Annotated in this window: 28 protein-coding genes; 21 read left to right on the top strand and 7 right to left on the bottom strand. The window is 58.1% G+C overall.

All coding sequences use genetic code 11. The features are described 5' to 3' along the window. The first annotated feature begins 21 nt into the window (after positions 1 to 21). From EYB53_RS06190 to EYB53_RS06180, 3 genes are all read left to right on the top strand, one after another. Positions 22 to 1254 carry a glycosyltransferase gene (locus tag EYB53_RS06190; protein WP_135477324.1) on the top strand — a complete coding sequence of 411 codons (1233 nt, stop codon included), beginning with the start codon at positions 22 to 24 and terminating at the stop codon, positions 1252 to 1254. A gap of 2 nt (positions 1255 to 1256) precedes the next feature. Further along, positions 1257 to 3386: a glycosyltransferase family 39 protein gene (locus tag EYB53_RS06185; protein WP_135477323.1), complete on the top strand. Its 2130-nt coding sequence runs from the start codon at positions 1257 to 1259 to the stop codon at positions 3384 to 3386. Between the two features lie 65 nt (positions 3387 to 3451). Further along, positions 3452 to 5914 carry a hypothetical protein gene (locus tag EYB53_RS06180; RefSeq protein WP_135477322.1) on the top strand — a complete coding sequence of 821 codons (2463 nt, stop codon included), beginning with the start codon at positions 3452 to 3454 and terminating at the stop codon, positions 5912 to 5914. Between the two features lie 29 nt (positions 5915 to 5943). Here EYB53_RS06180 and EYB53_RS06175 read toward each other — a convergent pair whose 3' ends face one another. From EYB53_RS06175 to EYB53_RS06150, 6 genes are all read right to left on the bottom strand, one after another. After that, complete coding sequence (locus tag EYB53_RS06175; RefSeq protein WP_135477321.1) at positions 5944 to 6378, bottom strand: hypothetical protein; 435 nt, start codon at positions 6376 to 6378, stop codon at positions 5944 to 5946. A gap of 75 nt (positions 6379 to 6453) precedes the next feature. After that, entirely contained in the window at positions 6454 to 6744 is a 291-nt protein-coding gene (gatC, locus tag EYB53_RS06170; RefSeq protein ID WP_135477320.1) for an Asp-tRNA(Asn)/Glu-tRNA(Gln) amidotransferase subunit GatC, read from the bottom strand. A gap of 18 nt (positions 6745 to 6762) precedes the next feature. Further along, the gene (locus EYB53_RS06165) at positions 6763 to 7401 is read right to left on the bottom strand and encodes a CDP-alcohol phosphatidyltransferase family protein (protein ID WP_135477319.1); all 639 of its coding nucleotides are present in this window, start codon (positions 7399 to 7401) and stop codon (positions 6763 to 6765) included. Positions 7402 to 7618: 217 nt separating this feature from the next. Beyond that, positions 7619 to 8542 carry a PfkB family carbohydrate kinase gene (locus tag EYB53_RS06160; RefSeq protein ID WP_135477318.1) on the bottom strand — a complete coding sequence of 308 codons (924 nt, stop codon included), beginning with the start codon at positions 8540 to 8542 and terminating at the stop codon, positions 7619 to 7621. A 25-nt stretch (positions 8543 to 8567) separates the two neighbouring features. After that, entirely contained in the window at positions 8568 to 9689 is a 1122-nt protein-coding gene (locus EYB53_RS06155; RefSeq protein ID WP_135477317.1) for a ParB/RepB/Spo0J family partition protein, read from the bottom strand. Then, on the bottom strand, positions 9686 to 10483 hold the full coding sequence (locus EYB53_RS06150) for a ParA family protein (RefSeq protein ID WP_371879072.1): 798 nt from the start codon (positions 10481 to 10483) through the stop codon (positions 9686 to 9688). Before EYB53_RS06150 ends, EYB53_RS06155 begins: the two co-directional genes overlap by 4 nt. 203 nt (positions 10484 to 10686) lie before the next feature. Here EYB53_RS06150 and EYB53_RS06145 point away from each other — a divergent pair, with 203 nt between their 5' ends. The 18 genes from EYB53_RS06145 (at position 10687) to EYB53_RS06060 (ending at position 23906) form a co-directional block, all read left to right on the top strand. Beyond that, entirely contained in the window at positions 10687 to 12021 is a 1335-nt protein-coding gene (locus tag EYB53_RS06145) for a M20/M25/M40 family metallo-hydrolase (protein WP_135477315.1), read from the top strand. 98 nt (positions 12022 to 12119) lie between these two features. Further along, positions 12120 to 13241, top strand: coding sequence for a glycosyltransferase family 4 protein (locus EYB53_RS06140; RefSeq protein ID WP_135477314.1), 1122 nt, complete (start codon positions 12120 to 12122; stop codon positions 13239 to 13241). 905 nt (positions 13242 to 14146) lie between these two features. Beyond that, a complete protein-coding gene (locus EYB53_RS06135) occupies positions 14147 to 14464 on the top strand; it encodes a nucleotidyltransferase family protein (RefSeq protein ID WP_254150923.1) in 318 nt (105 codons plus the stop codon). A 106-nt stretch (positions 14465 to 14570) separates the two neighbouring features. Further along, positions 14571 to 14807, top strand: a complete 237-nt coding sequence (locus tag EYB53_RS25550; protein ID WP_371879073.1) for a HepT-like ribonuclease domain-containing protein — start codon at positions 14571 to 14573, stop codon at positions 14805 to 14807. A gap of 216 nt (positions 14808 to 15023) precedes the next feature. Next, positions 15024 to 15485, top strand: coding sequence for a hypothetical protein (locus EYB53_RS06125; RefSeq protein WP_205712593.1), 462 nt, complete (start codon positions 15024 to 15026; stop codon positions 15483 to 15485). Next, a complete protein-coding gene (locus EYB53_RS06120) occupies positions 15482 to 15751 on the top strand; it encodes a type II toxin-antitoxin system Phd/YefM family antitoxin (RefSeq protein ID WP_135477313.1) in 270 nt (89 codons plus the stop codon). The genes EYB53_RS06125 and EYB53_RS06120 overlap by 4 nt, the downstream gene beginning before the upstream one ends. Before the next feature lie 388 nt (positions 15752 to 16139). Next, positions 16140 to 16400, top strand: coding sequence for a hypothetical protein (locus tag EYB53_RS06115; protein ID WP_135477312.1), 261 nt, complete (start codon positions 16140 to 16142; stop codon positions 16398 to 16400). Positions 16401 to 16652: 252 nt separating this feature from the next. Next, a complete protein-coding gene (locus EYB53_RS06110) occupies positions 16653 to 17771 on the top strand; it encodes an RNA-guided endonuclease InsQ/TnpB family protein (RefSeq protein ID WP_135477311.1) in 1119 nt (372 codons plus the stop codon). A gap of 12 nt (positions 17772 to 17783) precedes the next feature. After that, entirely contained in the window at positions 17784 to 18104 is a 321-nt protein-coding gene (locus tag EYB53_RS06105; RefSeq protein WP_135477310.1) for a PIN domain-containing protein, read from the top strand. Between the two features lie 365 nt (positions 18105 to 18469). Continuing rightward, entirely contained in the window at positions 18470 to 18979 is a 510-nt protein-coding gene (locus tag EYB53_RS06100; protein WP_135477309.1) for a DinB family protein, read from the top strand. A gap of 140 nt (positions 18980 to 19119) precedes the next feature. Continuing rightward, on the top strand, positions 19120 to 19698 hold the full coding sequence (locus tag EYB53_RS06095; protein ID WP_135477308.1) for a Uma2 family endonuclease: 579 nt from the start codon (positions 19120 to 19122) through the stop codon (positions 19696 to 19698). 353 nt (positions 19699 to 20051) lie between these two features. Continuing rightward, positions 20052 to 20282, top strand: coding sequence for a DUF433 domain-containing protein (locus EYB53_RS06090; RefSeq protein ID WP_205712592.1), 231 nt, complete (start codon positions 20052 to 20054; stop codon positions 20280 to 20282). Positions 20283 to 20613: 331 nt separating this feature from the next. Further along, entirely contained in the window at positions 20614 to 20937 is a 324-nt protein-coding gene (locus EYB53_RS06085; protein WP_135477306.1) for a DUF4258 domain-containing protein, read from the top strand. Continuing rightward, the gene (locus EYB53_RS06080; protein WP_135477305.1) at positions 20934 to 21149 is read left to right on the top strand and encodes a hypothetical protein; all 216 of its coding nucleotides are present in this window, start codon (positions 20934 to 20936) and stop codon (positions 21147 to 21149) included. Before EYB53_RS06085 ends, EYB53_RS06080 begins: the two co-directional genes overlap by 4 nt. A gap of 144 nt (positions 21150 to 21293) precedes the next feature. Then, positions 21294 to 21527 (top strand): phosphate acetyl/acyltransferase, encoded by a 234-nt coding sequence (locus tag EYB53_RS06075; protein ID WP_135477304.1) that lies wholly within the window; start codon positions 21294 to 21296, stop codon positions 21525 to 21527. A gap of 51 nt (positions 21528 to 21578) precedes the next feature. Further along, on the top strand, positions 21579 to 22046 hold the full coding sequence (locus EYB53_RS06070; RefSeq protein WP_205712591.1) for a GNAT family N-acetyltransferase: 468 nt from the start codon (positions 21579 to 21581) through the stop codon (positions 22044 to 22046). Beyond that, on the top strand, positions 22036 to 22533 hold the full coding sequence (locus tag EYB53_RS06065; protein ID WP_205712590.1) for an HD domain-containing protein: 498 nt from the start codon (positions 22036 to 22038) through the stop codon (positions 22531 to 22533). Before EYB53_RS06070 ends, EYB53_RS06065 begins: the two co-directional genes overlap by 11 nt. A gap of 116 nt (positions 22534 to 22649) precedes the next feature. Continuing rightward, positions 22650 to 23906 carry a hypothetical protein gene (locus EYB53_RS06060; RefSeq protein ID WP_135477303.1) on the top strand — a complete coding sequence of 419 codons (1257 nt, stop codon included), beginning with the start codon at positions 22650 to 22652 and terminating at the stop codon, positions 23904 to 23906. Here the strand turns inward: EYB53_RS06060 and EYB53_RS26575 are convergent. After that, entirely contained in the window at positions 23870 to 23971 is a 102-nt protein-coding gene (locus tag EYB53_RS26575) for a hypothetical protein (protein WP_135477302.1), read from the bottom strand. The two genes, EYB53_RS06060 and EYB53_RS26575, sit on opposite strands and share 37 nt — an antisense overlap. Positions 23972 to 24037 lie beyond the last annotated feature (66 nt).

The raw sequence follows: 24037 nt of genomic DNA, 5'->3' as shown, positions 1-24037 counted from the left end.
CAGCATAGCAGTGAGTTGTATGTGCGAATTTTAATGCTTGCGTCGTCGTTTCCTAAATGGCCCGGTGAGACGACGGCTCCCTTTATTGAAGAGATTGCGGCAGGGTTGGCAGCGCGTGGGCACGCGGTGACGCTGTTGATGCCTTTCCATCCTGATTTGCGCCGTTTACCCGAGGAGCGTGGGGTTCGCCTGCGGATCTTTCGGTATGCGCCGCATCCGGCGCTGAATGTGTGGGGCTATGCGCAGTCGCTGATTAGTGATACGCAGATCAAGCGGCGTACCCTGCTGGCGCTGCCTTTTGCGCTTGGGGCATCACTGGGGGCGGTGGCCCGCGAACTTGTCGCTGGTGCGGCGTCGGGGCAGCCGTATGATCTGGTGCAGGCGCACTGGGTGCTGCCCAATGGCCCGCCTGCGGCGTTGCCCGCCGCGCTGATGGGCCTGCCGCTCGTGGTGAGCCTGCACGGTAGCGATGTCTATCTGGCAGAACGTCACTGGACGCTGGCGCTCGCTGCGGCCAGTGCGCTGCGCAGTGCGGCTGCGTTGACCGCGTGTAGCAATGATCTGCGGGTGCGTGCGCTTGCCCTCGGTGCGCGCCCTGCGACGAGCAGCGTGGTGCCGTATGGCGTTGATCCGCAGCATTTCCGCCCTGATCCCGCGGCACGCGCTGCTGTACGCGCCGAACTCGGGCTGGCCGATGGGGTGCCCCTGGTGATGGGGATGGGCCGCCTGGTGGCGAAGAAGGGCTTTGGCGTGTTGCTTGAGGCCTGGCCTGCTGTGCTGCGTGCGCATCCCGAGGCGCGCCTGGTCATTATTGGCTATGGTGATCTGCGTGAGGCGCTTGAACGCCAGGTGTCGGCCCTTGGTTTGACCCACCGCGTGCATTTTGCTGGACAACTCGAACGCCAGCGTGCTTCGACCTATGTGGCCGCAGCCGATGTCTTTGCGCTGCCAATTGTGCGCGATGGAGTGGATGGCTTGCCCAATGTGCTGCTCGAAGCAATGGGCGCTGGGCGCGCCATTGTTGCGTCGCGGGTGGCGGGGGTGCCCGATGTCATTGACGATGGCGTCAACGGCTTGATGGTGCCCGAACGTGATGCGCCTGCGCTGGCCCAGGCGTTGCTGCGCTTGATGGATGATCCCGCGCTGGCGCACCGCCTTGGTGCGACGGCCCGTGCCCGGATCGAGCAAAGCTTGACCTGGGAGCGCACCGCCGAGCGCTTTGAAGCGGTGTTTCAGGCTGTAGTCGGGGCGTGATCATGCAGGCAGTCGCGAAGAATCAAGGTGCTTTCTGGAAACATGCGCTGCTTGTGGTGGCCCTCTTTGGGGCCGCGCTGCTCGTGCGCCTCTATCGCCTTGAGGCGCAGAGCCTTTGGCTGGATGAGGGCAGTAGTTGGGAGTTGAGTCGCCAGGCGTGGTCGGTGTTGCTCGCCGACCTTTTGCGCCCCAATGCGGCCTATCCGCTTTATCACGTGCTGCTCAAGGGCTGGATGGGCTTTGCCGGAGAGAGTGAGGCGGCGCTGCGGATGCCGTCGGTGCTTGCGGGGGCACTTGCGGTACCGCTGGTCTACCTGATGAGCCTGGAGGTGGCGCGTCTGGGGTTGGGGGAAAGCCGCCCGCGTGCCCCGGGGATCTGCTGGGCTGGTCTCGCGGCGGCCCTTATCCTTCTCGCGTCGCCTTTCGCCATCTGGTATAGCCAGGAAGCCAAGGTCTATAGCCTGTTGCTCTTCAATGCAACGCTGGCGCTCTGGGCGCTTGCCCGTGTGCTGCGCACCGGGGCGATGCGTGACTGGGCGCTGCTTGTTGTGGTCGGCGTGCTGGCGCTCTTTGTGCATCGCCTGAGCATTCTGCTCGTTGCGGCGGGTGTGTGGCTGATGGCCCTGCAAGTTGTTGGGCATCGACCTCGTTCATGGCTGACCTTGCTGGCCCCGGCGCTGGCGGCACTCTTTTCGGGCTTGCTGGTCATCGCGATGATCAGCGGGCTTGGTGGCGAACAGGCTGCCGGGCGTTCGGCGGCGGGTGCGGCGATTCCTGCTGACCCGTGGTTGGCCCTTGAATTGACGGTGGTGCGGTTTAGCCTCGACCGTTGGCCTGGCGATAGCCCGTCGTGGTGGCTGCTGCCCTGGTTGCTGCTGGCTGGCTCGGGGTTGGTGGCTGCCCTGGTTGATCTGCGCCGTTCCGCGACCCGCCTGCGCGCTGCCTTTGTGCTGGTGATGCTCTTTGTGCCGCTGGGCCTTTTCCTGCTCCAGCTTGTAGTGACGAGGCTTTACGAGGCACGCTATTTGATGATGATCTATCCGGCGTGGCTGCTCTTGTTGACCTATCCACTACTGAAACTGGGCGAGGCGCAGGTGAGTGGGCAACGTACGCGCAAGGTGCGCAGGAGTCTCTCCTATGGGCTTGTGTCGGTCTATGGATTGCTGCTGGCAGGCGCGCTTCTTACAGGAGGCCGCGCGCTGGTGCAACCGGTCTTTGGGCTCTTTTCGGGCGATCCGGTGAAAGAGCAGTACCGCGAAGCTTTTGCGGAACTGGCGACACGGGTGCATCCTGACGATGCTATTGTCTTGCACCCCAACTATCTGCGGCCATTGTATGACTACTACATGGCTCGTTTCAGTCGTGATCCTGCGCCCGAGCCACTGACGTTTGCGAATTTCTGGCAGGGCGAGACGAGTTTTGGGCAGCGCGAGTGGGATCTCGAGCGGCGTGCGGGGCTGGCCGGGTTTACCCGAAGCTTGCTGGTGATCGCGCCTGAACACGCTCGAACGGTTGATCCTCCGTTACCCGGCGATGAATATGGGTTGGTTGGCAACTACTGGCGCTTTAGTCGCGAGCAGCGCACCTGGCCGTGTGGCATCTGGCGCTTCAACGGGGCGCATCTGCTCTGTCAGCAAGCCCCCGAGCCATATTATACTGGCGCGGCTGCGCCGACGCCCGCTCGTCCGGTGGGCGCCGTCTTTGGCGATGACCTGGTCTTTCAGGGGTACACGCTCAAAGCGACCATGCCCGCTGGCCCTGGCGTCTATCGTGCTGGAGGCAATGTTCCGCTCAGCCTCTTCTGGGAAGTTACCGCGCCCCTCGAGGCGGATTATAGTCTCTTTCTGCACCTGTGCCAGGCGTGCGACCAGCCGCCGGCGGCTGGCGAAGATGGTCCCCCGTTGGAAGGCTATCTCCCGACGAGCACTTGGCTGCCCGGCAAACCGGCCCGCGACGACCGGACGATCCATTTGCCCGTCGATCTTGCGCCTGGAACCTATACCATGTTGCTTGGGCTCTACGATCCGAACGACCCTACCCCCGCAGGTCGCCTGCGCATTCGTGGAGGCGACACGCTTGGTGACGACCGCCTGGTGCTCGGCAGCATCGAGGTCGTTGCCAACGAGCCGTAACGAGGATGTCAGTGGCTACTGCGAAAACGAGCGCGCAACGCACTACGTATTTTAGGCGCGCTGGCATGATGTTCCGCACGCACTGGCTGCTGTGGCTTGCCCTGTTGATCGGGGTGGCGCTCCGGCTGGCCTTGTGGGATCGCTTGCCTCGCGTGGGGCTTATCTCGGATGAAGCCGAGTATCTGGCGTCAGCCGATTGGCTTGCCAATGGGCGAGGTTTTGCCTGGCATACGCAGTACCTCTGGACACGCGCACCGCTCTATCCGCTCTTTGTGGCGGCGCATGTTAGCCTCTTTGGACGCGACCTCGGGCCGATTTTTGTCACGCAGACGCTCTTGAGTCTCGTGAATGTTGTCTTGACCTACCTGCTGGTGTTGCTGGTTGTGCGTCCGGGGGAGGGTGGTGAGCGGCGTGATCGCGTTGCGGCCGGATTGGCGGCGCTCGGGATGGCGGTCTATCTGCCACTGGCGAGTTATGCGCAATTGTTGTTGAGTGAGACCTTGTTCACGACATTGTTGCTGGTGGCGATGCTGATGTTTGGCGTCTGGTCCAGGGCTTGGGTGAGGCATGAGGAAGATCCCGCCCGCCCCGGTCGCGCTGGGGAGAGTCGGGCGAGCGGGGGCGGTTTTCTTCCCCAGATCATCCTGCCCCTGCTGGCGGCAGGCATGCTGCTGGGCCTCGCAACCCTGACCCGAGGGTTGACGCTCGGCTTTGTGCCGCTGGTGCTGGCCTGGGTGGGGCTGACGACCTGGCGTGCGACGGCGAGGCTACGTCAGGCGATGGTGCAGGTAGGCCTGGTAGTTGGCGCTTTTGGGATGATCGTCGTGCCCTGGTCGCTCTATGCGAGTCGCGCCTATGGCGGGCTAATCACCGTCGATACGACGGGCGCGTTCAACCTGGCGCTGGGCGCACGGACGGCCTATGATGGCGGGCGGAGTGATGAGCCAACCCGGAATTTTGTGCTTGCGCTGCTGTTGCCCGAACTGAGTGTGGCGCAACGCGAGGAGTTGCTCAGCGAGCGGCGTTATCCTGATGGAAGCGTAGCGCGTCCGGCGGCGTGCCTCTATGCGCGCGAAGATCCGCGTCTGATGGCGGCGCTGGCGACGGTTGCGACGCTGCGCCAGGGTGATCGGCAGCAACTGTTGAGCGCCGAGGCGCTGTGTCTGTTGCAGGCCAAGCCGCTGGCTTTTGTGATCAAGAGTTTGACGGAACTGATCGATCTCTTCAAGATCAACTATACCGGCGACGAACGGTTGAGCCGTGGTTTTGCGCTCGGCAGGCTGCCCGTCTGGTATACGCTGGCGCTGGTCACGCTTGACGACCTGATCTATGTCTTGGTCTTGCCACTGAGTCTGCTGGGCTGGGCGACGTTGCGCACGCGGCAGCGGGCCGGGCCGGGCAGCACAGGCGCGCACGTCCTCGCTGGCCTGATCGGACTCTGGCTGCTCTACAATCTTGCGGCGGCGCCGTTGCTCTTTGCGATCAACCGCTTTCGCGTTCCGCTGATGCCGTTTGCCCTGATCTTCGCCGGAGTAGCCCTGGCGCACCTGCCGCAACTCGGCGCAACCTTGCGCACACGTTACGGGGCTGCGTGCGGCCTGTTGGCGAGCCTGCTGTTGCTAGTGGCGGCAGCGCCCTACGCCTATTTCGAGCCACGTGCGCCCGGGGCCGACGCAACCTGGTCATCGTTCCTCGGCCCATACCCGTCGAGCATCGCCAACACGCGGTTGGCGCTGGCAGCGCGACAAGGCTTTTTGCAAGAAGAAGTGTTGCGCGCAGCGCTTGGCGGTGGTGACAGTGTTGCAGCGCGGGCGGCCCTGGCGTCGCCGAGCTTGCCGCCCTATACGTCCGCCGTTGGCGCACCATTGCTCGATGGGTTGGAAGCAAGACCGGAGGCAGGGCTTGACCGGCTCGCGACACAACCGAATCGCCCGCTGGCCGGTTGGCAGACAGCCGTTGTTGCCGGCGAACTCTTGCGGCAGATGGGCGACCTGGAGGCGGCGCGACGCGAATTTGGGCCTTCGCTGGTCGACGACCAGAACCCGGTGACCTGGACGTGGCAATGGTTTTACCCGCCGCGTCTGCCGGACGATCGCCTTGAACTTGCCGACGACAACGACCTTGGCTACATCAAAGGGTTTTATTTAGGCCGCTACGATCCTGATCTCGGCACCACCACGCGTTGGGCGACCGGCACGGCCATGCTGCGCTTCCCCGGGGCGGGCAACGGCGCGCCACAGCAGATCTGCCTCCACCTGAGCGGACTTGGCTGGCCAGAGGATCTGGAGCTACCGGTAGTGACGGTAAGCGTTGGTGAGGAGCAGGTCGGACGCATCGCCCTCACGCGTAGCCTCGAAGAGGTCTGCCTCCCGCTACCGACCCAACCCGAAGGGAGTCACATCGTCATCACGACCGAGAGTGCCACCTTTGTGCCGAGTGCGTTGGATCTGATTGCCCAGCAAGGGCCGCAGGTAGGGCAATTGCGGTTATTGGCGTACCAGCTTGATCGTGCGGTAATCATGCCGTGACGCGCAGATTTGCGCATCACGGCAAACGTCTAACGGACGACGGTGCGTTTCACCGTATCAACCGCCGAGCGGGCGGCCGTGAGGTAGCCACGGTAGACTGACGAGCGGCCAAAGATGAGCGGGGTCGCAATGCCGACCAGGATCAGCGCCGGCACCCAGAGCAACACACCAAAGAACTGGGAGAGCCAGGCAAAGATCAAGCCGCCGCCAACGAGCACATTGAGCAGAGCGGTACTGCCACGATCGCCATAGGACTGGCCGATCAACTCGCGGAGATTGCCAACGAGCAACAAGATCCCGGCAAACGCCCCAAAGTGCATCGCCAGACTCGTGCCGAGAAAACGCATAATCAAAAAGATCGCCGCCACAACAAGAATCGCTGCGCCGATATAGAGATACATCGGTTTAATATACCAGCCACCCACGCGCACAGGGCCTTGACCACTGCTATTGCCGTTATACATTGCCTCATCCTTTCGAACGCACATCACCTCGCTAAGGCTATGACGGTGGGCTGGGCCTAGTTGTTGCAGCGGCAGTTAGTCTTCGAACACAGGCTTGACGCGGAACATGCCATCGCGCTGATCGGGCGCATTTGCCAGCACCTCATCGCGGCTCAGCGCACCTTTCACCACATCAGGGCGCATCACACTGACCAAACCCGTCACCTGCGCCGTCGGCTCAACCCCACTGACATCAACCTCTTGCAGCAATTCGATATATTCCAGGATATGCGACAACTGATCGCGCATCAGCGCAAGCTCTTCGTCCGAGAGACCAAGGCGGGCGAGGCGGGCGACGTGGGCTACTTCGGCATCACTCAATGGCATCGCAAGATATTCCTTTCTTCAGGCTACCCCTGATCCTTGCGAAAGATCACGGTGGTCATTTATCCCAACCAGCATCTGGCGCGTATAGTGTAGGCGTTGCGCTGCGGTGATATGTGAAGCTACGCCAATCGCAATGATCGCCCAGTGTAACAGATTGAATTCTGGAAAGAGCGGGTGCAAGAGCAGGCCCACAATCAACAAGCCAAGTTTTTCTTGGCGACCGGCAAAGCCCACGTTGCACGACACGAGTTTATGGGTCGCCTCGGCGCGTGCGCGAACATAGCTTGCCATCAACATGCCCACGAGAGCAAAGAGCACCCAGAGGGGCTTGACGACCCCCGAGAGCATAATCCCCCCGAGGATAAAAGCCTCGGCATAACGATCGGTCACATGATCAAGGACGGTTCCATACGCACTGGCGGTTCCGCCAGCGCGGGCAGTTGCGCCATCAAGCACATCAGCCACGCCCACCAGCAAGATCACCGCCACTCCCCAAGCAAACCAGCCCCGTGACAGCACATACCCGGCCCCGACACTGAGCACAAGGCTGAGATAGGTCAGTGCATCGGGGGTAATGCCTAGGCGCACGCAGATCCGCCCGAGGGGAAGCGAGATCGTTTCATAGATCGCACGAAAGCGTGCAAGAAATGGCATCATTATCGTTGCTCCTGCTTTCAGTGATAAGAAGACTGTTCTTCGTCTAGCACCCTGCGCCAGACCTCACCGGTCTTCATGGTTTTGAAGAATTACATCAGGTAGTGCCGACTTTAGTCGGCTGAGCCGGAAGCCGACTGAAGTCGGCACTACCATAGACCCGATGTACGATTGAATCTTCATCAAAACCGGTGAGGCCGGATGGTACAGACGACTATATTCAATCAAGTATAGCGTCAGGGTTGCAGGATAGCAAGAGGCTTGTGCGCCGTTCAACTTCAGCAAGCGAAATAGGCGCATCGGGGCCAGTATGTTCGATCCAGATCGAGGCGGTTGCGGCACCGACGCATCCAGCCCGATAGAGATTGGTCTGGTCTTGCAAGTACGCATGCAAAAAACCAGCGAGATACGTATCACCTGCTCCGGTGGGATCACGAGCCTCGGTGGTATAGGCAGGGATGCGCCACTGACGCTCGCCATTGTCGATCCACGAACCGGCCTCGGCGAGCGTGACAATCGCAACCTGGCAGCCTAGCTCGCGCAGGGCACGTACCGCTGCGGAGCCATTGGCTCGCGGGTCAATGCCTGTCAAGACATACGTCTCGACCTCATTGGCTTTAATCACGGTGCAATGGCGGGCCGCCCGCGCAAAATCAGCGGGTACACGATGCTCGATCCGGTCATCTTCCCCGATCTCGCGCAAGAGCCCCTGGGGATCAAGCAAAATGGGCGCCGTTGTGGCAGCGGCAAGCTGTTCAATCAGACTGACGGACGTCTCTTGCAAGATCGGACCGACGATCAGCGCCACTGCGTCGGTACAGCATGTTGGCACCTCGGTAATGGGCGGCGCAATGCCAAGCACATCAAGGGTACGATCGCCACGCTCATCGTAGATCAGGCGAAAGCCGCCGGTCTGTTCGCTCGGCGTGGCATAGGCCGTGATGCCATAGTGCTGCAGATCGGCGCAAAAACGCTCGTAATAGTCAGCCCCAACCCGGCCCACCAGCGCCGTCTGGTGGCCGAGACGGCTCAGCGCGAGGCAGGCATTCGTTGAGCACCCCGAAAGCACGCGGCCATCGGTACGGATGCAAGGGGTAATGATTTCATCATAGACAGGATTGCCAAAGGCGATAATGAGGCTCATGCTGTGTGCTTCTCCTGCTTGATGCTTATTCCGTGCCAGTGAGACGTTCGTAAATTTGTTGGAGTTGCCCATCGTCATAAACAGTGATCGTCAAGCGGATCTCGCGGCCTGTACGTACCAGTTGTACCGGGGTTTCGAGCAAGTTCTCGAAGAGGCGGCGGGCCTCTTCGTCATTGGGGTCAACCGGACTGCGCCTGTTGGGACGTGGCTCATCGTCGGTGGTAGGCGTAGGTGTGCGGGGTGCCAAGGAGGCCGATGGTGGTGCGCCGCGTACCTGTTCAACGGCTGACGCCAACGATGCTCCCTCGCTCAACAACGCGGCGAATTGATCGCTCGCCCGGGTACTCAAGCCAAGCGCAAGCACCTGTTCGAGGGCAGCGGTCTGCAGGGCAGGATCTTCCAGGCGCAGCAACGCCTGAGCGTGGGCGGCACTGATGGTACCGTGCAACAGCGCCTCGCGGGTCGCTGGATGCACCTGTTTATGGAGGGCGAGCTCGGCCATGCGTTCGGCCTCGCGCACACTCAGATCGCGGCGCACGATCAACTCGAGCACGGCGGACTGTTCGGTGGGCTCTTCGAGGCGGAGCAAAGCGCGCCCGTGACCGGCACTGATCGTGCCATCGAGCAGCGCCTGGCGGGCTACCGGGGCGAGCTTGATCAGCCGTCGGGTATTGACGACCGTGACCCGGCTTTTGCCGACACGCTGAGCGATCATCTCATCGGTCAAGCCAAACTCATCCTTGAGCGTCTGATAGGCCTGACCCTCTTCGAGCGCATTGAGGTCAGCCCGTTGCACATTCTCAACGAGGGCGAGTTCGAGCAACTCTTGGGGGGTGGTGCTCTTGACGAGGGCGGGCACTTCGTGTAACCCGGCGCGGCGGGCGGCACGCCAGCGGCGTTCGCCGGCGATCAACTCATAGCCACCTTCGTCATCTTCGGTCACAATGACCGGCTGGATCAACCCGTGCGCGCGGATCGACGCGGCCAGTTCATCGAGGGCCTGCTCATCAAAGTGCGAACGTGGCTGACTGCGATTAGAGCGGATCGCATCAAGGGGGATCTGGCGGATCGCACTGGACGAACTAGATGGCGCGCCACTGGACATCAGCGCATCGAGACCGCTACCGAGGCCACGTCGTCGACTCATGAGCTACGCTCCTCGCGTTGCAGCACCTCTTCGGCGAAGGCCGCATATGAGATCGCACCGCGACTCTGCGGGTCATACTCAGCGATCAATTTGCCATGGCTGGGTGCTTCCGAGAGCCGCACACTCCGCGGAATGAGGGTACGAAAGATCAGACGGGGAAAGTGGCGTTGCACCTCATTCACCACTTGCTGCGCGAGATTGGTGCGCCCATCGTACATGGTCATCAGTACGCCGAGGATGCGCAAACGAGGATTCAAGCCTTCGCGCACCCGGTCAATGGTCAACTTCAACTGCGCCAGACCTTCGAGCGCCAGGTATTCGCATTGGAGGGGGATCAGCACGCTATCGGCAGCACAGAGCGCATTGAGCGTCAGAAGCCCGAGGGAAGGAGGGCAATCGATCAACACATGATCATAGTGTGTGTCGAGTGAAGCCAGGGCTTGTTGCAAGCGGCGCTCGCGGCGTTCAGCGGCAACAAGTTCAACGGCAGCCCCCGCGAGATCCTCATCGGCGGGCACCAGGTCAAAATGATCACGTCCAGACGAGATAATCGCCTGTTTCGCCTCAGGATGCTGCATCAATAGATCATACGTTGTTGCGCTCAATTCACGCTTTGCAAAGCCAAGACTCGTGGTTGCATTGCCCTGGGGATCGGCATCAACGAGCAACACCCGTTGCCCTCGTTGGGCCAAATGACCCGCAAGATTCACTGCCGTGGTCGTTTTGCCAACCCCGCCCTTCTGGTTGGCAATCGCAATAATGCGAACCCGCCCGGACTCTAAAGGTTCTTCCACCTGTTTGCACCTGCCCGACTCAATCAAGTTGTCGTCGCTGCACCTATTGTAAAGAATCTCAGCTATTCTGGCAAAACAGGCTACTGAAGGTGGCCCGTTTTGCCAGAATAGCTGGAATGAAGAGTCTGTCAAGGAGCAAGGCGGCGTGCTATAATGACAAGGATCACCACAAGAAAGAATAAAGAAGAGCAGGAGCCCCAACTGTGTCAGCATTACCCTTTCTGCTGACGGATAAACTGATTCACACCTTGAGTGTGCTCTGTGCGCAACCATCGAGCATCGGGCAAGAGGATGATCTGCGCGCCAGCGCCGAGTTGCTTGCGACGATGATGCGCGGGCTTGGCATGCAGGTGCATGTTGCCACTGGGCATCCGCCTGTGGTGATCGGGCGGCGTGCGGGGCGCAATCCGGCCTCGTTGCTGCTCTACCATCGGTTTGATGCGGCTCCACCTGGCCCCTGGCGGGCCTGGTCACACAATCCATACCAGCTTGCCGAGCGTGATGGGGCGCTCTATGGGCGTGGGGTTGCCGAAGGCAAAGGCCCGCTGGCGGCCCACATGCAGGCTATCCAGGCCCTGCTCGCGACCTATGGTGAATTGCCCTGCGGCCTTGTCATTGTCGCCGATGGCGGAGGTTTGCTTGGTTCACCCACGCTTGCCGCTGCCCTCGATGCCTGCCCTGACCTCATTGGTGCCGATGCCTGCCTGGGCAGCATCGGTGATCGCAATGCCGCAGGGATTCCGCTCTGCTACAGCGGGAGCAAAGGGTTTCTGCAGATGAGCCTGAGTGCAAGGGGGCCGACGCATCCGCTGCCTCCGGGGGCAGCACCGTCTTTATCTAATCCACTCTGGCGGCTGACCTGGGCGCTGGCAAGTATCAAAGGTGCCGACGAAGATATTCGCATTCCGGGCTTTTATGATGATGTCGAAGGCCCTTCGCGGGAAGAGAATGCCGCGTTGCGCCAGTTGCGCCTTGATGAAGCGGGGCGTCTGGCCGCGTGGGGGGCCGATGAGTTTCTCTTTGGCATGCGTGGTGTGGCGTTGGTACGCGCCGAGATTACCCTGCCAACCTGTAACCTGAGTAGCATGCATTGCCAACCCGAGCACAACCTGGCTTTGTTGCCCTCGGTGGCAACCGCCGTGCTCGATTTTCAACTGGTACCGCGTCAACGCCCCGAGGTGGTGCCCCGGTTGTTACGCACGTGCCTTGATGAAGGTGGCTTTGCTGATGTTACCACCGAGCGCTTGCCGGGTGGCTATGCACCAGCCCATACGCCTCACGATAATCGCTTTATTCGCCAGGTCGCTGCGGCGGGCGCAACGGTCTTTGATGCACTGTTGCCCACTGTCCCTGCGGGCGCTTTTACGTTGCCCCTGGAGTTGTTTGTCGAACGCCTTCATTGCCCTGTGGCCTCGGTTGGCCTTGCCTACCCCGACAACCTGCCCTTTGGCCCTGATGAGCATATCGCTCTTGACGATCTCATTCGTCACGGCCATCTCTTGATTGAATTGGTTCTCGCCGTTGCAGGCGAAGAATAACATGCCTTTCATCCCCTGTTAAAACAACGATAACCTGAAGCTAATGCAACCCCACTACACTTGGCAGCGTGACGATGCGAGCTAGTGGTGAGGTGTCTATGCGGATTAGCTTAATGTGCGAGACCTTCCTGCCGGATGTCAATGGAGTGACGACCACGCTCTGTCGGTTGCTTGAATATCTGCAACACCGCGGTCACGAGGTGTTGCTGCTTGCGCCCCATGATGCCCCCTCAACCTATGCCGGTGCCCAGATTATCCCCCTCAATGGGATGCCCCTGCCAATGTACCCCGAAGTGAAACTGACACCCCCCCAACCAGGACTCTCCGCTCATTTACGGCGTTTCCGCCCCGATCTCCTCCATCTTGTTGGCCCGGCGGTTGCAGGCGTGATGGTGCCTTTTGTTGCCCAGAACCTCAATCTTCCCCTGGTTGGCTCGTATCATACTGATTTTGGGGCCTACAGTCGCCACTATGGCCTCGGTTTTTTTCAGGCTGGCGTCAATCGCTGGTTACGCTGGATCCATAATCGCTGCCGCGTGACGCTTTGCCCGTCGACGCATACGATCAAGACGTTGCGCCAGTCGGGTTTTCGCCGTTTACGCCTCTGGGGGCGTGGGGTTGACACTGAACAGTTCCATCCCCGCCTCCGCTCATCGGCCTGGCGTGAAGCGGTCGGCTGTCAACCTGGCGAGAGCCTGTTGCTCTATGTTGGGCGCGTGGCCGCCGAGAAACGGGTTGATCTCTTGCCCGAGGCGCTGCGCGGGCTTGACAAAGTGCGTCTGGTCGTGGTTGGTGATGGCCCGTTCCGCTCAGAACTCGAACGGCGTGCCGACGGGCTTCCCATCCATTTTACCGGCTACCTCAAAGGTCAGGAGTTGGCAACCGCGTATGCCTCGGCTGATGCGTTTGTCTTTCCCTCGGATACCGACACGTTTGGGCAGGTGATCCAGGAAGCGATGGCCTCGGGGTTGCCGGTGGTCGGTGCGCGAAGCGGCGGCACCCTTGATCTGGTGCGTGATCATCAAACAGGCTACCTTTTTGCGCCTGGCGTCGCCAGCGATCTGCGGGTACGGTTGCGCAGCCTCATCGCCAATCCCGAACAGCGCCTCGCGATGGGCCATGCCGGGCGTGCTGCTGCCGAACAGCGCTCGTGGCCGCATGTCCTTGATGAGTTGCTTGACCACTATGCAACCGTGAGCCGTCAGCGTTGGGCTGCCTAACTGCTCTGGGAATGCCGTTTTCTGATACTTTGCGAGCCTGGGTACGCGGGCGTCCCGCCCGCTGCCCGCAACTCCATTGAGCAACCCTTGCCCCACCGCCAGTCAGGGGCACCAAGGAGGACGATGCGATCGCGCCGCTGTGCGCATGGTTCACAAGGAGCGTGGAACCCATGCCGACTTCGGCAAGGTTTCAGGCTACGTTACAGGTTGGCTTTGCGTAGCGCGTTCTGATGCGCTCGGGCTATTTTCTATGTGCTAGTGTCTGAAACACCTTATCTTCGGTATCGCGGTTGCCGCAGGACTTCACGAGCGAGGGAGAGCAGTGCTCTTAGGGCTTGGTTCTGGGTCGAAGCCGCAACCTCACGTTCCAATGCGCCTTGGTCGCATTACCTATGGAGATCGCTCAATCCAATTGGTGTGAATAGTGTTTCCGGCGGATAGCAACGCGTACCTGATCGAGCAGCCGAGGCGGGCTCGGTGGCAACGCCATTGGGACGTATCTCCATAAAGGTGAATCAAGGTTCCAATAGCTCCTATGATTGATACTGTTCGATCAGGTTGGATGACACGGTCTCCTGGATCATGGAGAGGAACGATGCGTGGTGCCGTAGAGTGCGCACGGTGGAGAGACGGCACATGAAGCACCGTCGCACCATAGAGGGCCGATCTAGGCAGCACCCGTGCGGCGTAGCACCATAGAGGGCCGATCTAGGTGGCACCCGTGCGGCGTAGCACCATAGAGGGGCGATTTAGGTGGTATCATTGCGGCATAGCACGGGTAAGGCTGATCTAGGCCGCCGAATCGCCGTCTACTTCATGTTGGGCTGCTTTGGGAACGCTCACCACCCTCTGACGTCAATCACCGCTATGGTATACTACGTGTGTCGAACGTTGTGGGAGGTGCTATGCAGGAAACACCACGCCTTGATATGGCCCGATTACCCATTGATTATCCACAACTGGTGCAATTATGCCAGCGGAACGGGGTAATCTATCTGGGGGTCTTTGGATCAACCGCTCGAGGAGAAGCACGACCAGATAGCGATATCGACCTGCTGGTGCGGTTTCGCGTCCCCAAAAGCCTGATCGCCTTCTTAGCCTTTGAAGAGCAACTGGCTGCTCTTTTTCCCCGAACGGTCGATTTGTTAACCGATGGGTCTTTAAGCCCCTATTTGCGTGACCAGGTGTTCCGCGATCTCCGGGTGGTATATGAGTCCGCCTGATCAGTTCTATCTTCAGCACATTCGCGACGCCTGTGTGCAAATTCAAATATACCTTGGAATGATTGATGAGGCACAATTTCGTGCCTAATCATTATACCAAGACGCTATTATCCGGCAACTCGAGATTATTGGCGAAGCCGTCAAACAGCTTTCGGAGCCCCTGCGTCGCCAGTATCCGCACCTGCCGTGGCGGTATATTGCCGGGATGCGCGATAAACTCATCCATCACTACTTTCGAGTCGATTTGGATCAAGTGTGGCTGACGGCGACCGGCGATGTCCCAGTCCTCCAGCAAGCGATCGAGCAGATCATCGTGGTACTCGCCACACAAGCAGAATCGTAACGAGATGGGACCAGAATCAAAGAGCATCCGCGCAAGCGCATGAAAAACGTTGATCGCCGGTCGGACCGGCACCCGTCGCTCCGGGCCGCTCATGCGCAGCGCGATCATATGATTCCGCATCACGATGTGGAGGATGCCGATCGAAGACGAGCGAGATGCGCGCCCGTCGCTCCGGGAACGAACCGACTGTGGCATGGTCGGTGAATCTGCACCACGATGCGGAAAGAACCAATTGATGGCTGGATAAAAGCCCGTCGCTTGGGGAACGATCCGACGGCGGTACCGTGGGTGATTCCGCACCACGATGCGAACAGCAGCCGAGTCCCCCCGCACGCAGCCCAGCATCGCATGCACCTGACGCCGGATCTGGTTCCATCGATCATCTATGCGCCTATCGTCAAGGAGCATCTCCGTTCGATTGATCGCAAATACTACACGCTCATTCGGACAATCATCCAGGAACGATTATCCTATGAACCAACCGAAGGAAATCGCAATCGGAAATCGCTGAAACGGCCAGCGTTTGAAACAGCGACGTGGGAACTTCGGTTTGGGCCAGACAATATGTTTCGGGTGTTTTACGAGATACAGCTTGCGACGCATGAGGTGCATATTCTTGCGATCGTGGTCAAAGTGCGTGACACCGTCTTTATCGGAGGGGAGGCGATCGAGTTATGAGAATTGCATCAGTGGCCGATGTCAAGGCAAAACTTAGTGCCTATCTCAAAGCAAGCGAGGATGAACTTGTCGTCATTACCCGCAATGGCAAAGCCATCGCTGTCCTGCTTCCGATTGAGGATGAGGAGGAGTTAGAGCGCTTGGTGGTCGCCTATTCGCGCCACTTTCAAGCGATACTCCAAACGGCACGACAGGAGATTACCTCAGGAGCGGGGATCACCCACGATGACTTTTGGGAAGACATGGGAGGTGAATTATCTGAATGAAACGATCCTGAAAACAGGGTAACATGTATAACTTGGAAGAAACCAGAAACATATCCTCCAACAAGAAAAAAAGTCGGAGGATATGCTTTTGGGGGTGAGTAATTCCTTACATCGAGATTAAAATATCACTATCCTAAAGCCAAATATTCTGCATATTTGTCAACCAGCCGCCCAACATGGCTCGTAGCGGACGCCGCTGGCGCGGCCCTGAAACTGGCGGTTTCTACACGGTGATCGTGTGCTGCCAGCTGCGCCGATCTTCACGCCCGCCAGCGGCGCAGGTGAGGCCCAGCGTTCGGCGGCCTTGATAGCGCGCCTGTGCGCAGTAGCATCACCAATGAAGATAGGGTATAGTACTGATGACAGCACAAACGATACGGAGGCTGGAATGAGCGATATGATGGTTGCGGTGGAATTTCAAACGCGGGTGAAAGATGGAACGATCGAGGTTCCCGAACAGTATCGTGATCAGGTATACGGTGTGGTACGAGTGATTATTTTGCGTACTGATGAGCCCAAGAAGAGCAAAATTATTGAGCGTCTTGTTCAGCATCCTATTCAAGACCCGACCTTCCAACCGTTGACTCGTGCGGCCATTTATACGCGCTCACCATCGGAAGAAGGGCATGAAGATGGAACATCGGTATGACCACTACGCGTGCCGGAGCATTTCTCGATACCAATGTCTGGTTGTATGCCTTTATCACAGGGCAAGATCCCAAAAAACAACAGCAAGCAGGTGCCCTGATCACCAGTTAACCCTTTCAGGATGCCGCCGGGCTTTAGCCCGTGCGGAGGAATGAAAGGCGCGGCGCAAGGAGGACTCACACCACACCTCGAGGCGCCGCGAACATGGGCCATCTTCTTGCGCACACCGCTCATATGTGCTATAATTTAATGTATGAAGCTGATTGCACAACTGAAGTTGCAGCCGACGCCCGAACAAGCCGATCTCCTCAGGCGCACGCTTGAGGCGGCCAACGCCGCGTGCAACTTCATCAGCGATGTTGCGTGGGAAACGCGCACGTTTGGCAAGTTTGCGCTCCAGAAGGCGTGCTACGCGCAGATACGCGAGCGGTTCGGGTTGTCGGCACAGATGACCGTGCGGGCGCTTGCCAAAGTTGGAGACGCCTACAAACTGGACAAGAAAACAAAGCGCACGTTTCGCCCGCTTGCCAGTATTGCCTACGATGACCGCATTCTCTCGTTCGCCCTTCCTCCATCGGAGGTATCGATCTGGACTCTGAGCGGGAGAGCGGCCATTCCGTTTGTCTGTGGCGAGCGGCAGCGTCAGATGCTCGCCACACGCCAGGGTGAAAGCGACCTGCTGTTCCACCGGGGCGCGTGGTATCTGCTGGTCACGTGCGAGGTGGAGGAAGCCGATCCCCAGGACGTAGACGATGTGCTTGGCATTGACCTGGGCGTCACCAACATCGCGACGGACTCGGACGGCACGATCCACAGCGGCAGCACGATCAAGAACGTGCGGTACCGGCATCGTCGCCTGCGCAACCGGCTCCAACAGAAAGGCACGCTGTCGGCCAAGCGACGGCTCCGGCGCTTGGCGGGCCAGGAAGCCCGCTTCGCCAAAGACACCAACCATACGATCAGCAAACACCTCGTTGAGACTGCCGAACGCACAAAACGGGCGATCAGCCTTGAAGACCTCAAAGGCATGCGCACGCGGGTGAGGGCTAGGCGGCAGCAGCGCGCTCAACTGCATAGCTGGTCGTTTGCGCAACTTCGTTCCTTTATCGGCTACAAGGCTCAACGGATCGGCATCCCCGTGGTGCTGGTCGATCCGCGCAACACCTCGCGTCGCTGCCCTGCGTGTGGGCATATTGACAAGGCCAATCGTCCCGCTCAAGCGGTCTTCCGCTGCACATCGTGTGGCTGCGCTGGTCATGCTGATGTGATCGCTGCCGAGAACATCCGTGTGCTCGGCAGGGCTGCCGTCATGCAGCCGCACGTCTCGGAGGCGGCACCGCCGTCGTGCCAGAGACAAGCCGCGGGGCTTTAGCCCCTGCGGTTCATGACTTCAGGACAGCCGCTCGTGGTGAGTACACAAGTCATTAATGAAGTGTGCACGAACATGATTCGGAAACACCAGAGTAGCGAGCAGGAGATTCGCGATTTTATTGGCGATTTTTACACCTTATATCAGGTCATTGAACTGAATCAGGCCCAACTGCTGCACGCCTCGAAGCTCCGTGAACAGTATTCGCTCTCGTTTTGGGATGGGCTCATTATTGCGAGTGCGCTCCAAAGTACGGTGCCAATCCTGTATTCAGAAGACATGCAGGATGGCTTAGTCATCGAACAACGGCTCCAAATTGTCAACCCTTTTGCCTAAACGTGCGGTAACCGTAGTACATGTCGTGTACCGGCATCCATAGGAACCTGCCGCCGAACATCGCCTTGCACACGGACGCCGCTGGCGCGACCCAAATCTGGGCTCGATCTACACGGCTGTCTCGTGCCGCCGGCTCTGCTGTTCCACACGCCCGCCAGCGGCGCAGGTGAAGGCGAGCGTTCGGCGGCGCACACGTCGGTATCCACTGAACAGATATGCTATACTACAGGTATCACAACGTCCCAAACGGTTCGAGGAGGAACGTATGGGCTAGCTGGGCGCGAGTCCCGACCCACACACCTGCCAGCGGTGCCCGTAAAGGCGGGCGTTGGGCGCACGGCCAGTCTGTAATTGGGAGAGGCGGTATGGAAATCGAGCGCTTCGTCCAGCAAATGATCGCCGACGCTGAGAGAATCCGGGTTCTCGTGCAAGGTATCTCCAGCGACCAAGCCCGCTGGAAGCCGGACGAGACTTCCTGGTCAATCCTGGAGGTAATCGGTCATCTCTACGATGAGGAGCGACTTGATTTCCGCGTCCGCTTGGACTTCACCCTTCATCGTCCAGGTGAGCCCTGGCCGGCAATCAATCCCCAAGGCTGGGTGCAAGAGCACCGCTACAACGAGGCAAACCTCCAGGAGTCACTCGGCGGCTTTCTGGCGGCGCGGGAGGATTCGGCGCGATGGCTGAGAGGGTTGACCTCGCCGAACTGGGAAGCGGTGTATGAAGCGCCGTTTGGGCGGATCAAGGCAGGCGATCTACTGGCCGCTTGGGTGGCGCACGATCTGCTGCACATGCGGCAATTGGTCGAACTGCACTGGGGCTACTTGGTGGGAAGCGTGGAGTCATACCAGGTGGTATATGCGGGAGAGTGGTAGGAGGCTTGGTTCACCGCATCCTCAGTTAGCCAGGAAATATCGTCGGATTAAAAGCGATATTCAGCCAGCGCCAAGGGCAAAAGTGGAGGCTACCGCGATGGAGTACACGAACAAACGTACCGGGAAAGAAGGAGAAAGAAATGACCGCTCAACCAAAACGAACTTGGACTGTAGAAGAATATCTTGACTTTGAGCGTCGTAGCGAGACAAAGCACGAATATTTTGGCGGCGAGATTTTTGCCATGGCTGGTGCAAGTGCTGCTCACAACATTATTACTGCTAATATTGTCGCCATCCTTCACCGCCAGGTCTTTCAACGGAATTGTACGGTATTTCCCAGCGATATGAGGCTCAAAGTCGAGCGCCACCATTTATACACGTATCCTGACATTACGGTTGTTTGTGGAGAGGTTCACTACGAAGACACTGCACAAGATAATTTGCTCAATCCAACCATCATTATCGAGGTTCTGTCCCCTTCCACAGAGAATTATGATCGCGGAAAGAAATCACACTACTACCGTACTATCCCTTCACTTCAAGAGTATCTCCTTGTATCGCAAGACGGGCAGCATATCGAGCATTTTATTCGTCACTCTGAACACCAATGGCTTTTTTCAGAAATAATTAATACTGATAACGTTATCCATCTCTCTTCAATTGACTGCACACTGAACATGGCGGACGTGTACCATAAAGTACCACCAAGGGCATCCTGACGCAGTGGAAATTGTCCAGCGCACGGCCCGCCTTGCTCTCAGCCGTGGCGAGTTACTTGCTGGATTTGCGATTGGTTCACGCGAAGCGAAAAGTAGGAGTCTTAATCATACGTGCCGAAGCATTGCCGCCGAACACGCCGCTGGATCTGCCTCCGCTATGCGACGCGGCCCCGAGATCGCGCCGATTTTGAGAACTGATTTCCAGTCGATTGTTTTCTCGATCTATCGGTACGGCGCAGATCAGCGGTGGAGCGTTGGGCAGGAATAAATATCACCTCAAAAGTCGAGGGATTATGGTATAATCTCGGTAAAGTGCTCGGCTATATCAACTTTTTGTAACAGGGATGGTGAATATGGAACGCTCATATCGCACTATTATCTCTATCAATCCACATATTCGCAGTGGTAAACCTATCATCCGTGGTTTGCGCATAACCGTGTATGATGTTCTGTCATATCTTGCCGCAGGTATGAGTATTACAGAAATTATCGAAGACTTTCCTGAGTTGACAGAGGAAGATATTCGGGCATGTTTAGCATATGCGGCAGACCGTGAGCAATCGCTCGCTGTTGTGACAGCATGAAACTTCTGTTTGATAAACATATTACGAAGGAATGTACTCGTTATTGAACAGTTTATAAACGACCCCCAAAGTAGTGTACTTAAAATTATATAAAATTGCACTATTTTTTCTGCGCTATGAATGACGCAAAATGTTATGTAGATTTACAGGGTTCTGACCTTTACCAAAATGACAATACTTGGGAAGTAGACTACCATATTGGCGATCTACTACCAGAAGAGGTTCGGGGTAATTTGATCGCAAACTGCGGCGCTCTCGGGTCATCTTCACGCTTGGTGATTCGGTCGCGATACCAATTGACACGCTGTTTCTTTCCAAGTAGTATCTCGGTATGAGCCAGACATTCCAGGCAATTCTTCGGCTAATCGAACGCGGGGAAGTCAGAGTATCTGCCCACGGATACGACGAGTTGGCAGAAGACGGTCTTTTCGTCCGAGACGTTCTTGCAAACATCGTGGACGCGGTAATCGTGGAGGACTATCCCGACTATCCCAAAGGTCCGTGTGTTCTGGTGCTTCAAAGCGATTTGGAAGGCAAACCCGTCCATGTCGTGTGGGGCATTCCGAAAAACGCATCTTCGCCAGCGGTTCTGATCACGGCGTATCGCCCCGATCCGCGGCAATGGTCAAACGGCTTCACGAGGAGAAAGCAATGACCAAAAGGCACATGTCCAAACTAATTCATGAAGGCGTATATGTAGCCGAGGTTGACGTTGAGTTGCTCTACGCTGATGAAGGCTGGTCACCGTATTTGTCTCTGGCTGACGCGCACAAACTGGATGAAGTTAGAGAAGCGCTGCGCCGGGAAGATGTCGAAACGGCATCGCGACTAGCCCGAGTTTTCAAGCTCACGCCCGTAGCCGTTTAGCCGAGATCCCGCACCTGAAGTGATGTCCAGGTCAGCGTGCAGGTGAAGTCACCGGGGCGGATCGGCGGGTGAAATGTCACCCCGGCGGGCGGCGTGGCGCACGGGCGGCCCCTCAGCTACAACCTCGATCTTCGTCATCAGCAGATGACCCTCGAAGAACTCCTGAAAGCGGCACGATCACAGACCGTGTTTATTGTGACGCCGGAAGGTGAAGAATATGTATTAGAGGCTGCCGACGATTTTGAGAAAGAGGTTGCTCAGCTTGGGAACAGTGAGAAGTTCATGCAGTTTCTTGAGGAGCGACGAAAAGAACCCGGCAGAATACCATTGGAAGAGATAGAAAAACGGCTCAAGATGGAAGAAAACGAAGACCTATAGCGCGTACGCCTTTGTACACCACTGGTCAATATTCCCCAAGAGTACGCGATCATGTCGCTCCTGATCCAAGAAGTTTCTGGAATAGATGCTCCAATGGAGCTACTGCTCCTTGCCGATCCCTCAGAAGACAAGATCCGCTCCTATCTTTCAGGATCAACATGCTTCGTTGCTTCAAGTGGTGCGGTTGTGGTTGGTGCATGCGTTGTACAGTCACGTGGCACGGATACATATGAGCTAATGAGCATCGCGGTTCATCCAGATCACCAGAAGTCCGGATACGGCACAGCGCTATTGCAGTGGGTTATTGATTTCTTTCGCAATGTAGGCGCACGGCAACTAGAGGTGGGCACCGGCACGTTCGGCTATCAACTCGCTTTCTACCAGAGACATGGCTTTCGGGTTACCAGCATTGACTATGATTTCTTCGTCAATAATTATCCTGAGCCGATCTTCGAGGACGGAATACAACTCTTTGACATGCTGCGCCTTACGCTGCGGTACTCGAGCAATGGTGCCTAACAATTTGCCGGCGTTTCTCGACTACCGAGGTAAGATTGAAAAAATGGCAACACTAGAACGAGCAATTGAGCTAGCCGCATCTGCACACGCGGGTCAGGTCGATAAGGCGGGGCAGCCTTATATCCTCCATCCACTACGGGTCATGTTGCGCATGTCCACGGCCCATGAACGCATGGCTGCGGTGCTGCACGATGTCGTTGAGGATACCCAGGTCACCTTGGAGCAGCTTCGGTCTGAAGGGTTCCCCGCTGAAGTTGTCTCCGCAGTCGCGGCACTCACCAAGAGGGTCGGTGAATCCCGCCTGGAAGCGGCGGCGCGCGCTGCCGCCGATCCCGTCGCACGGGCGGTGAAGTTGGCCGACAATGCCGAGAATATGGATCTTAGTCGTATCGCCGAGCCGACAGAGAAGGACTACGCTCGCCTTGAGGAGTACAAAAAAGTCCGTGCGATCCTCCTCGGCGAAACGAACGCTGTCACATTCGTGTAATCTACGCTGCTTGTTCGTGCGTGAATTTTAGGAGTATTGTATCACCTGACGATCAGATTTTTCTCAGGTTTCTGCCAGACGGGGTAGGAACATTCTCATTGTCAGGAGGAATAGCTATGCTCACCGCACACGTTCGGCGTATGTTCATGATCGGCATGACGCTGACCATTGGTCTGATCCTGGTGATCTCGAGCTACCGAGCATTTGCTTCAGCAGCTCAGATTGCCGTGTTCACACCACAGGGTTCAGCCTTCTGTGCTCGCACTGGTGGTTCGGCCCCGGCAGTCTTCCAGGGCCAGACGTTTCTCACTCGTTTCGACTATTTCCGCGTGCTTGCTCCTCCCTTTGGGCCTGAGCCGGTTACAGTCGACATAACGTTTCCTGATGGGCGGGTCTTTACGATTCCCGCGAGCCAGCAACTCGATGGTGTGATCGATCTACCCAACAATTTCCCACCCGCCAGCCGTTTTGTCTCGAACGGGGCGGGCCAGTTCTCACTGACGATTCCCGTACCTGGCACCTGGCCGTATGGCTGTTACACCGTCAGCGGACGCGGTTTGAGTAGCGGTGGGATCAACAACGCGACGGCCTTCTTTGTGGTTGCGCCTGGTGGGCAGCCAGGGCCAGCGGGCAATGCTAACCTGCGTGTGACCCGCAACGGGCAGGATGTCGCTGCGGCCTTCCAGGGGGAGATCGTTGAAGTTGATGGCCGCGGTTTTCTTGGCGGCGAGCTTGTCTCGCTCTGGATCACCGCCCCCGATGGCACCGTCATTGACTTCCCTCCAGGACAGCAGGTTGTCCAGGCAACGCCTAGTGGTGCGCTTTCGACCTCCTTCCAGTTTGAAGGTAAGAATCCTGTCGGACGCTATACCTTCACCGCCCTTGGTCAGCAGAGTCAGTTCCGCGTCTTTGCAAGCTTCGAGTTGCGTGCGCCACCTGTTGTGCAACGCGGCCCGGCCCAACTCTATGTGGTGGTGCCTGCCGATATGAGTGCCCCCCAGCGCAGTGTCTTCTATGCGAATGGCGACCTCTTCTTCCCCGGTGAGCGGGTTGATCTCTGGCTCACCTTCCCAGATGGGGCCGTGCGCGGCTTCCCTTCGACCTTTGCTGATCCGATTGCCGGGCAGTTCCTGGTCGAGCTGGCGCTTGACGAACGTCTGCCCGTCGGTTTCTATCAACTGACCGCCCAGGGCGCCGAGAGCCGCCAGTTGGTCATTGCCGGCTTTAACCTTGAGCAGAATTTCGGTACGGTCTTCAATCCATACGTCAGCCCGGAAATCGGCCTTGACAATGATCCACGTACGCGGGTTGACCTCGACTTCATTGATCCCAATCCCTACGACTGGAATGAATACGGTAATCCCGATGAGTAAGTGATCATATCTGTGCCACACAGCGGCTTTGCCGCTGTGTGGCACAGTATGCGGGCATTTTGCACAGGAGGAAACCCCTGGTTGACCTAGTCAGCCAGGGGTTTCCTCCTGTAGTGCTGCAGCGCCAGGTA

Source organism: Candidatus Chloroploca mongolica, from assembly GCF_004762035.2.
In the GTDB taxonomy this organism is placed as follows: domain Bacteria; phylum Chloroflexota; class Chloroflexia; order Chloroflexales; family Chloroflexaceae; genus Chloroploca; species Chloroploca mongolica.
Note: the sequence above shows the minus strand (reverse complement) of the source record. Positions and strands in the feature narration are given on the sequence as shown.

What these genes read in the sequence shown, in the direction of transcription:
- EYB53_RS06185 (WP_135477323.1), top strand. Translation starts at nt 1,257, where the DNA reads ATGCAGGCAGTCGCGAAGAATCAAGGTGCTTTCTGGAAACATGCGCTG.
- EYB53_RS06180 (WP_135477322.1), top strand. Translation starts at nt 3,452, where the DNA reads ATGATGTTCCGCACGCACTGGCTGCTGTGGCTTGCCCTGTTGATCGGG.
- EYB53_RS06175 (WP_135477321.1), bottom strand. Translation starts at nt 6,378, where the DNA reads ATGTATAACGGCAATAGCAGTGGTCAAGGCCCTGTGCGCGTGGGTGGC.
- gatC (WP_135477320.1), bottom strand. Translation starts at nt 6,744, where the DNA reads ATGCCATTGAGTGATGCCGAAGTAGCCCACGTCGCCCGCCTCGCCCGC.
- EYB53_RS06165 (WP_135477319.1), bottom strand. Translation starts at nt 7,401, where the DNA reads ATGATGCCATTTCTTGCACGCTTTCGTGCGATCTATGAAACGATCTCG.
- EYB53_RS06160 (WP_135477318.1), bottom strand. Translation starts at nt 8,542, where the DNA reads ATGAGCCTCATTATCGCCTTTGGCAATCCTGTCTATGATGAAATCATT.
- EYB53_RS06155 (WP_135477317.1), bottom strand. Translation starts at nt 9,689, where the DNA reads ATGAGTCGACGACGTGGCCTCGGTAGCGGTCTCGATGCGCTGATGTCC.
- EYB53_RS06140 (WP_135477314.1), top strand. Translation starts at nt 12,120, where the DNA reads ATGCGGATTAGCTTAATGTGCGAGACCTTCCTGCCGGATGTCAATGGA.
- EYB53_RS06135 (WP_254150923.1), top strand. Translation starts at nt 14,147, where the DNA reads ATGCAGGAAACACCACGCCTTGATATGGCCCGATTACCCATTGATTAT.
- EYB53_RS06125 (WP_205712593.1), top strand. Translation starts at nt 15,024, where the DNA reads ATGCGGAAAGAACCAATTGATGGCTGGATAAAAGCCCGTCGCTTGGGG.
- EYB53_RS06120 (WP_135477313.1), top strand. Translation starts at nt 15,482, where the DNA reads ATGAGAATTGCATCAGTGGCCGATGTCAAGGCAAAACTTAGTGCCTAT.
- EYB53_RS06115 (WP_135477312.1), top strand. Translation starts at nt 16,140, where the DNA reads ATGAGCGATATGATGGTTGCGGTGGAATTTCAAACGCGGGTGAAAGAT.
- EYB53_RS06110 (WP_135477311.1), top strand. Translation starts at nt 16,653, where the DNA reads ATGAAGCTGATTGCACAACTGAAGTTGCAGCCGACGCCCGAACAAGCC.
- EYB53_RS06105 (WP_135477310.1), top strand. Translation starts at nt 17,784, where the DNA reads ATGACTTCAGGACAGCCGCTCGTGGTGAGTACACAAGTCATTAATGAA.
- EYB53_RS06100 (WP_135477309.1), top strand. Translation starts at nt 18,470, where the DNA reads ATGGAAATCGAGCGCTTCGTCCAGCAAATGATCGCCGACGCTGAGAGA.
- EYB53_RS06095 (WP_135477308.1), top strand. Translation starts at nt 19,120, where the DNA reads ATGACCGCTCAACCAAAACGAACTTGGACTGTAGAAGAATATCTTGAC.
- EYB53_RS06090 (WP_205712592.1), top strand. Translation starts at nt 20,052, where the DNA reads ATGGAACGCTCATATCGCACTATTATCTCTATCAATCCACATATTCGC.
- EYB53_RS06085 (WP_135477306.1), top strand. Translation starts at nt 20,614, where the DNA reads ATGAGCCAGACATTCCAGGCAATTCTTCGGCTAATCGAACGCGGGGAA.
- EYB53_RS06080 (WP_135477305.1), top strand. Translation starts at nt 20,934, where the DNA reads ATGACCAAAAGGCACATGTCCAAACTAATTCATGAAGGCGTATATGTA.
- EYB53_RS06075 (WP_135477304.1), top strand. Translation starts at nt 21,294, where the DNA reads ATGACCCTCGAAGAACTCCTGAAAGCGGCACGATCACAGACCGTGTTT.
- EYB53_RS06070 (WP_205712591.1), top strand. Translation starts at nt 21,579, where the DNA reads ATGTCGCTCCTGATCCAAGAAGTTTCTGGAATAGATGCTCCAATGGAG.
- EYB53_RS06065 (WP_205712590.1), top strand. Translation starts at nt 22,036, where the DNA reads ATGGTGCCTAACAATTTGCCGGCGTTTCTCGACTACCGAGGTAAGATT.
- EYB53_RS06060 (WP_135477303.1), top strand. Translation starts at nt 22,650, where the DNA reads ATGCTCACCGCACACGTTCGGCGTATGTTCATGATCGGCATGACGCTG.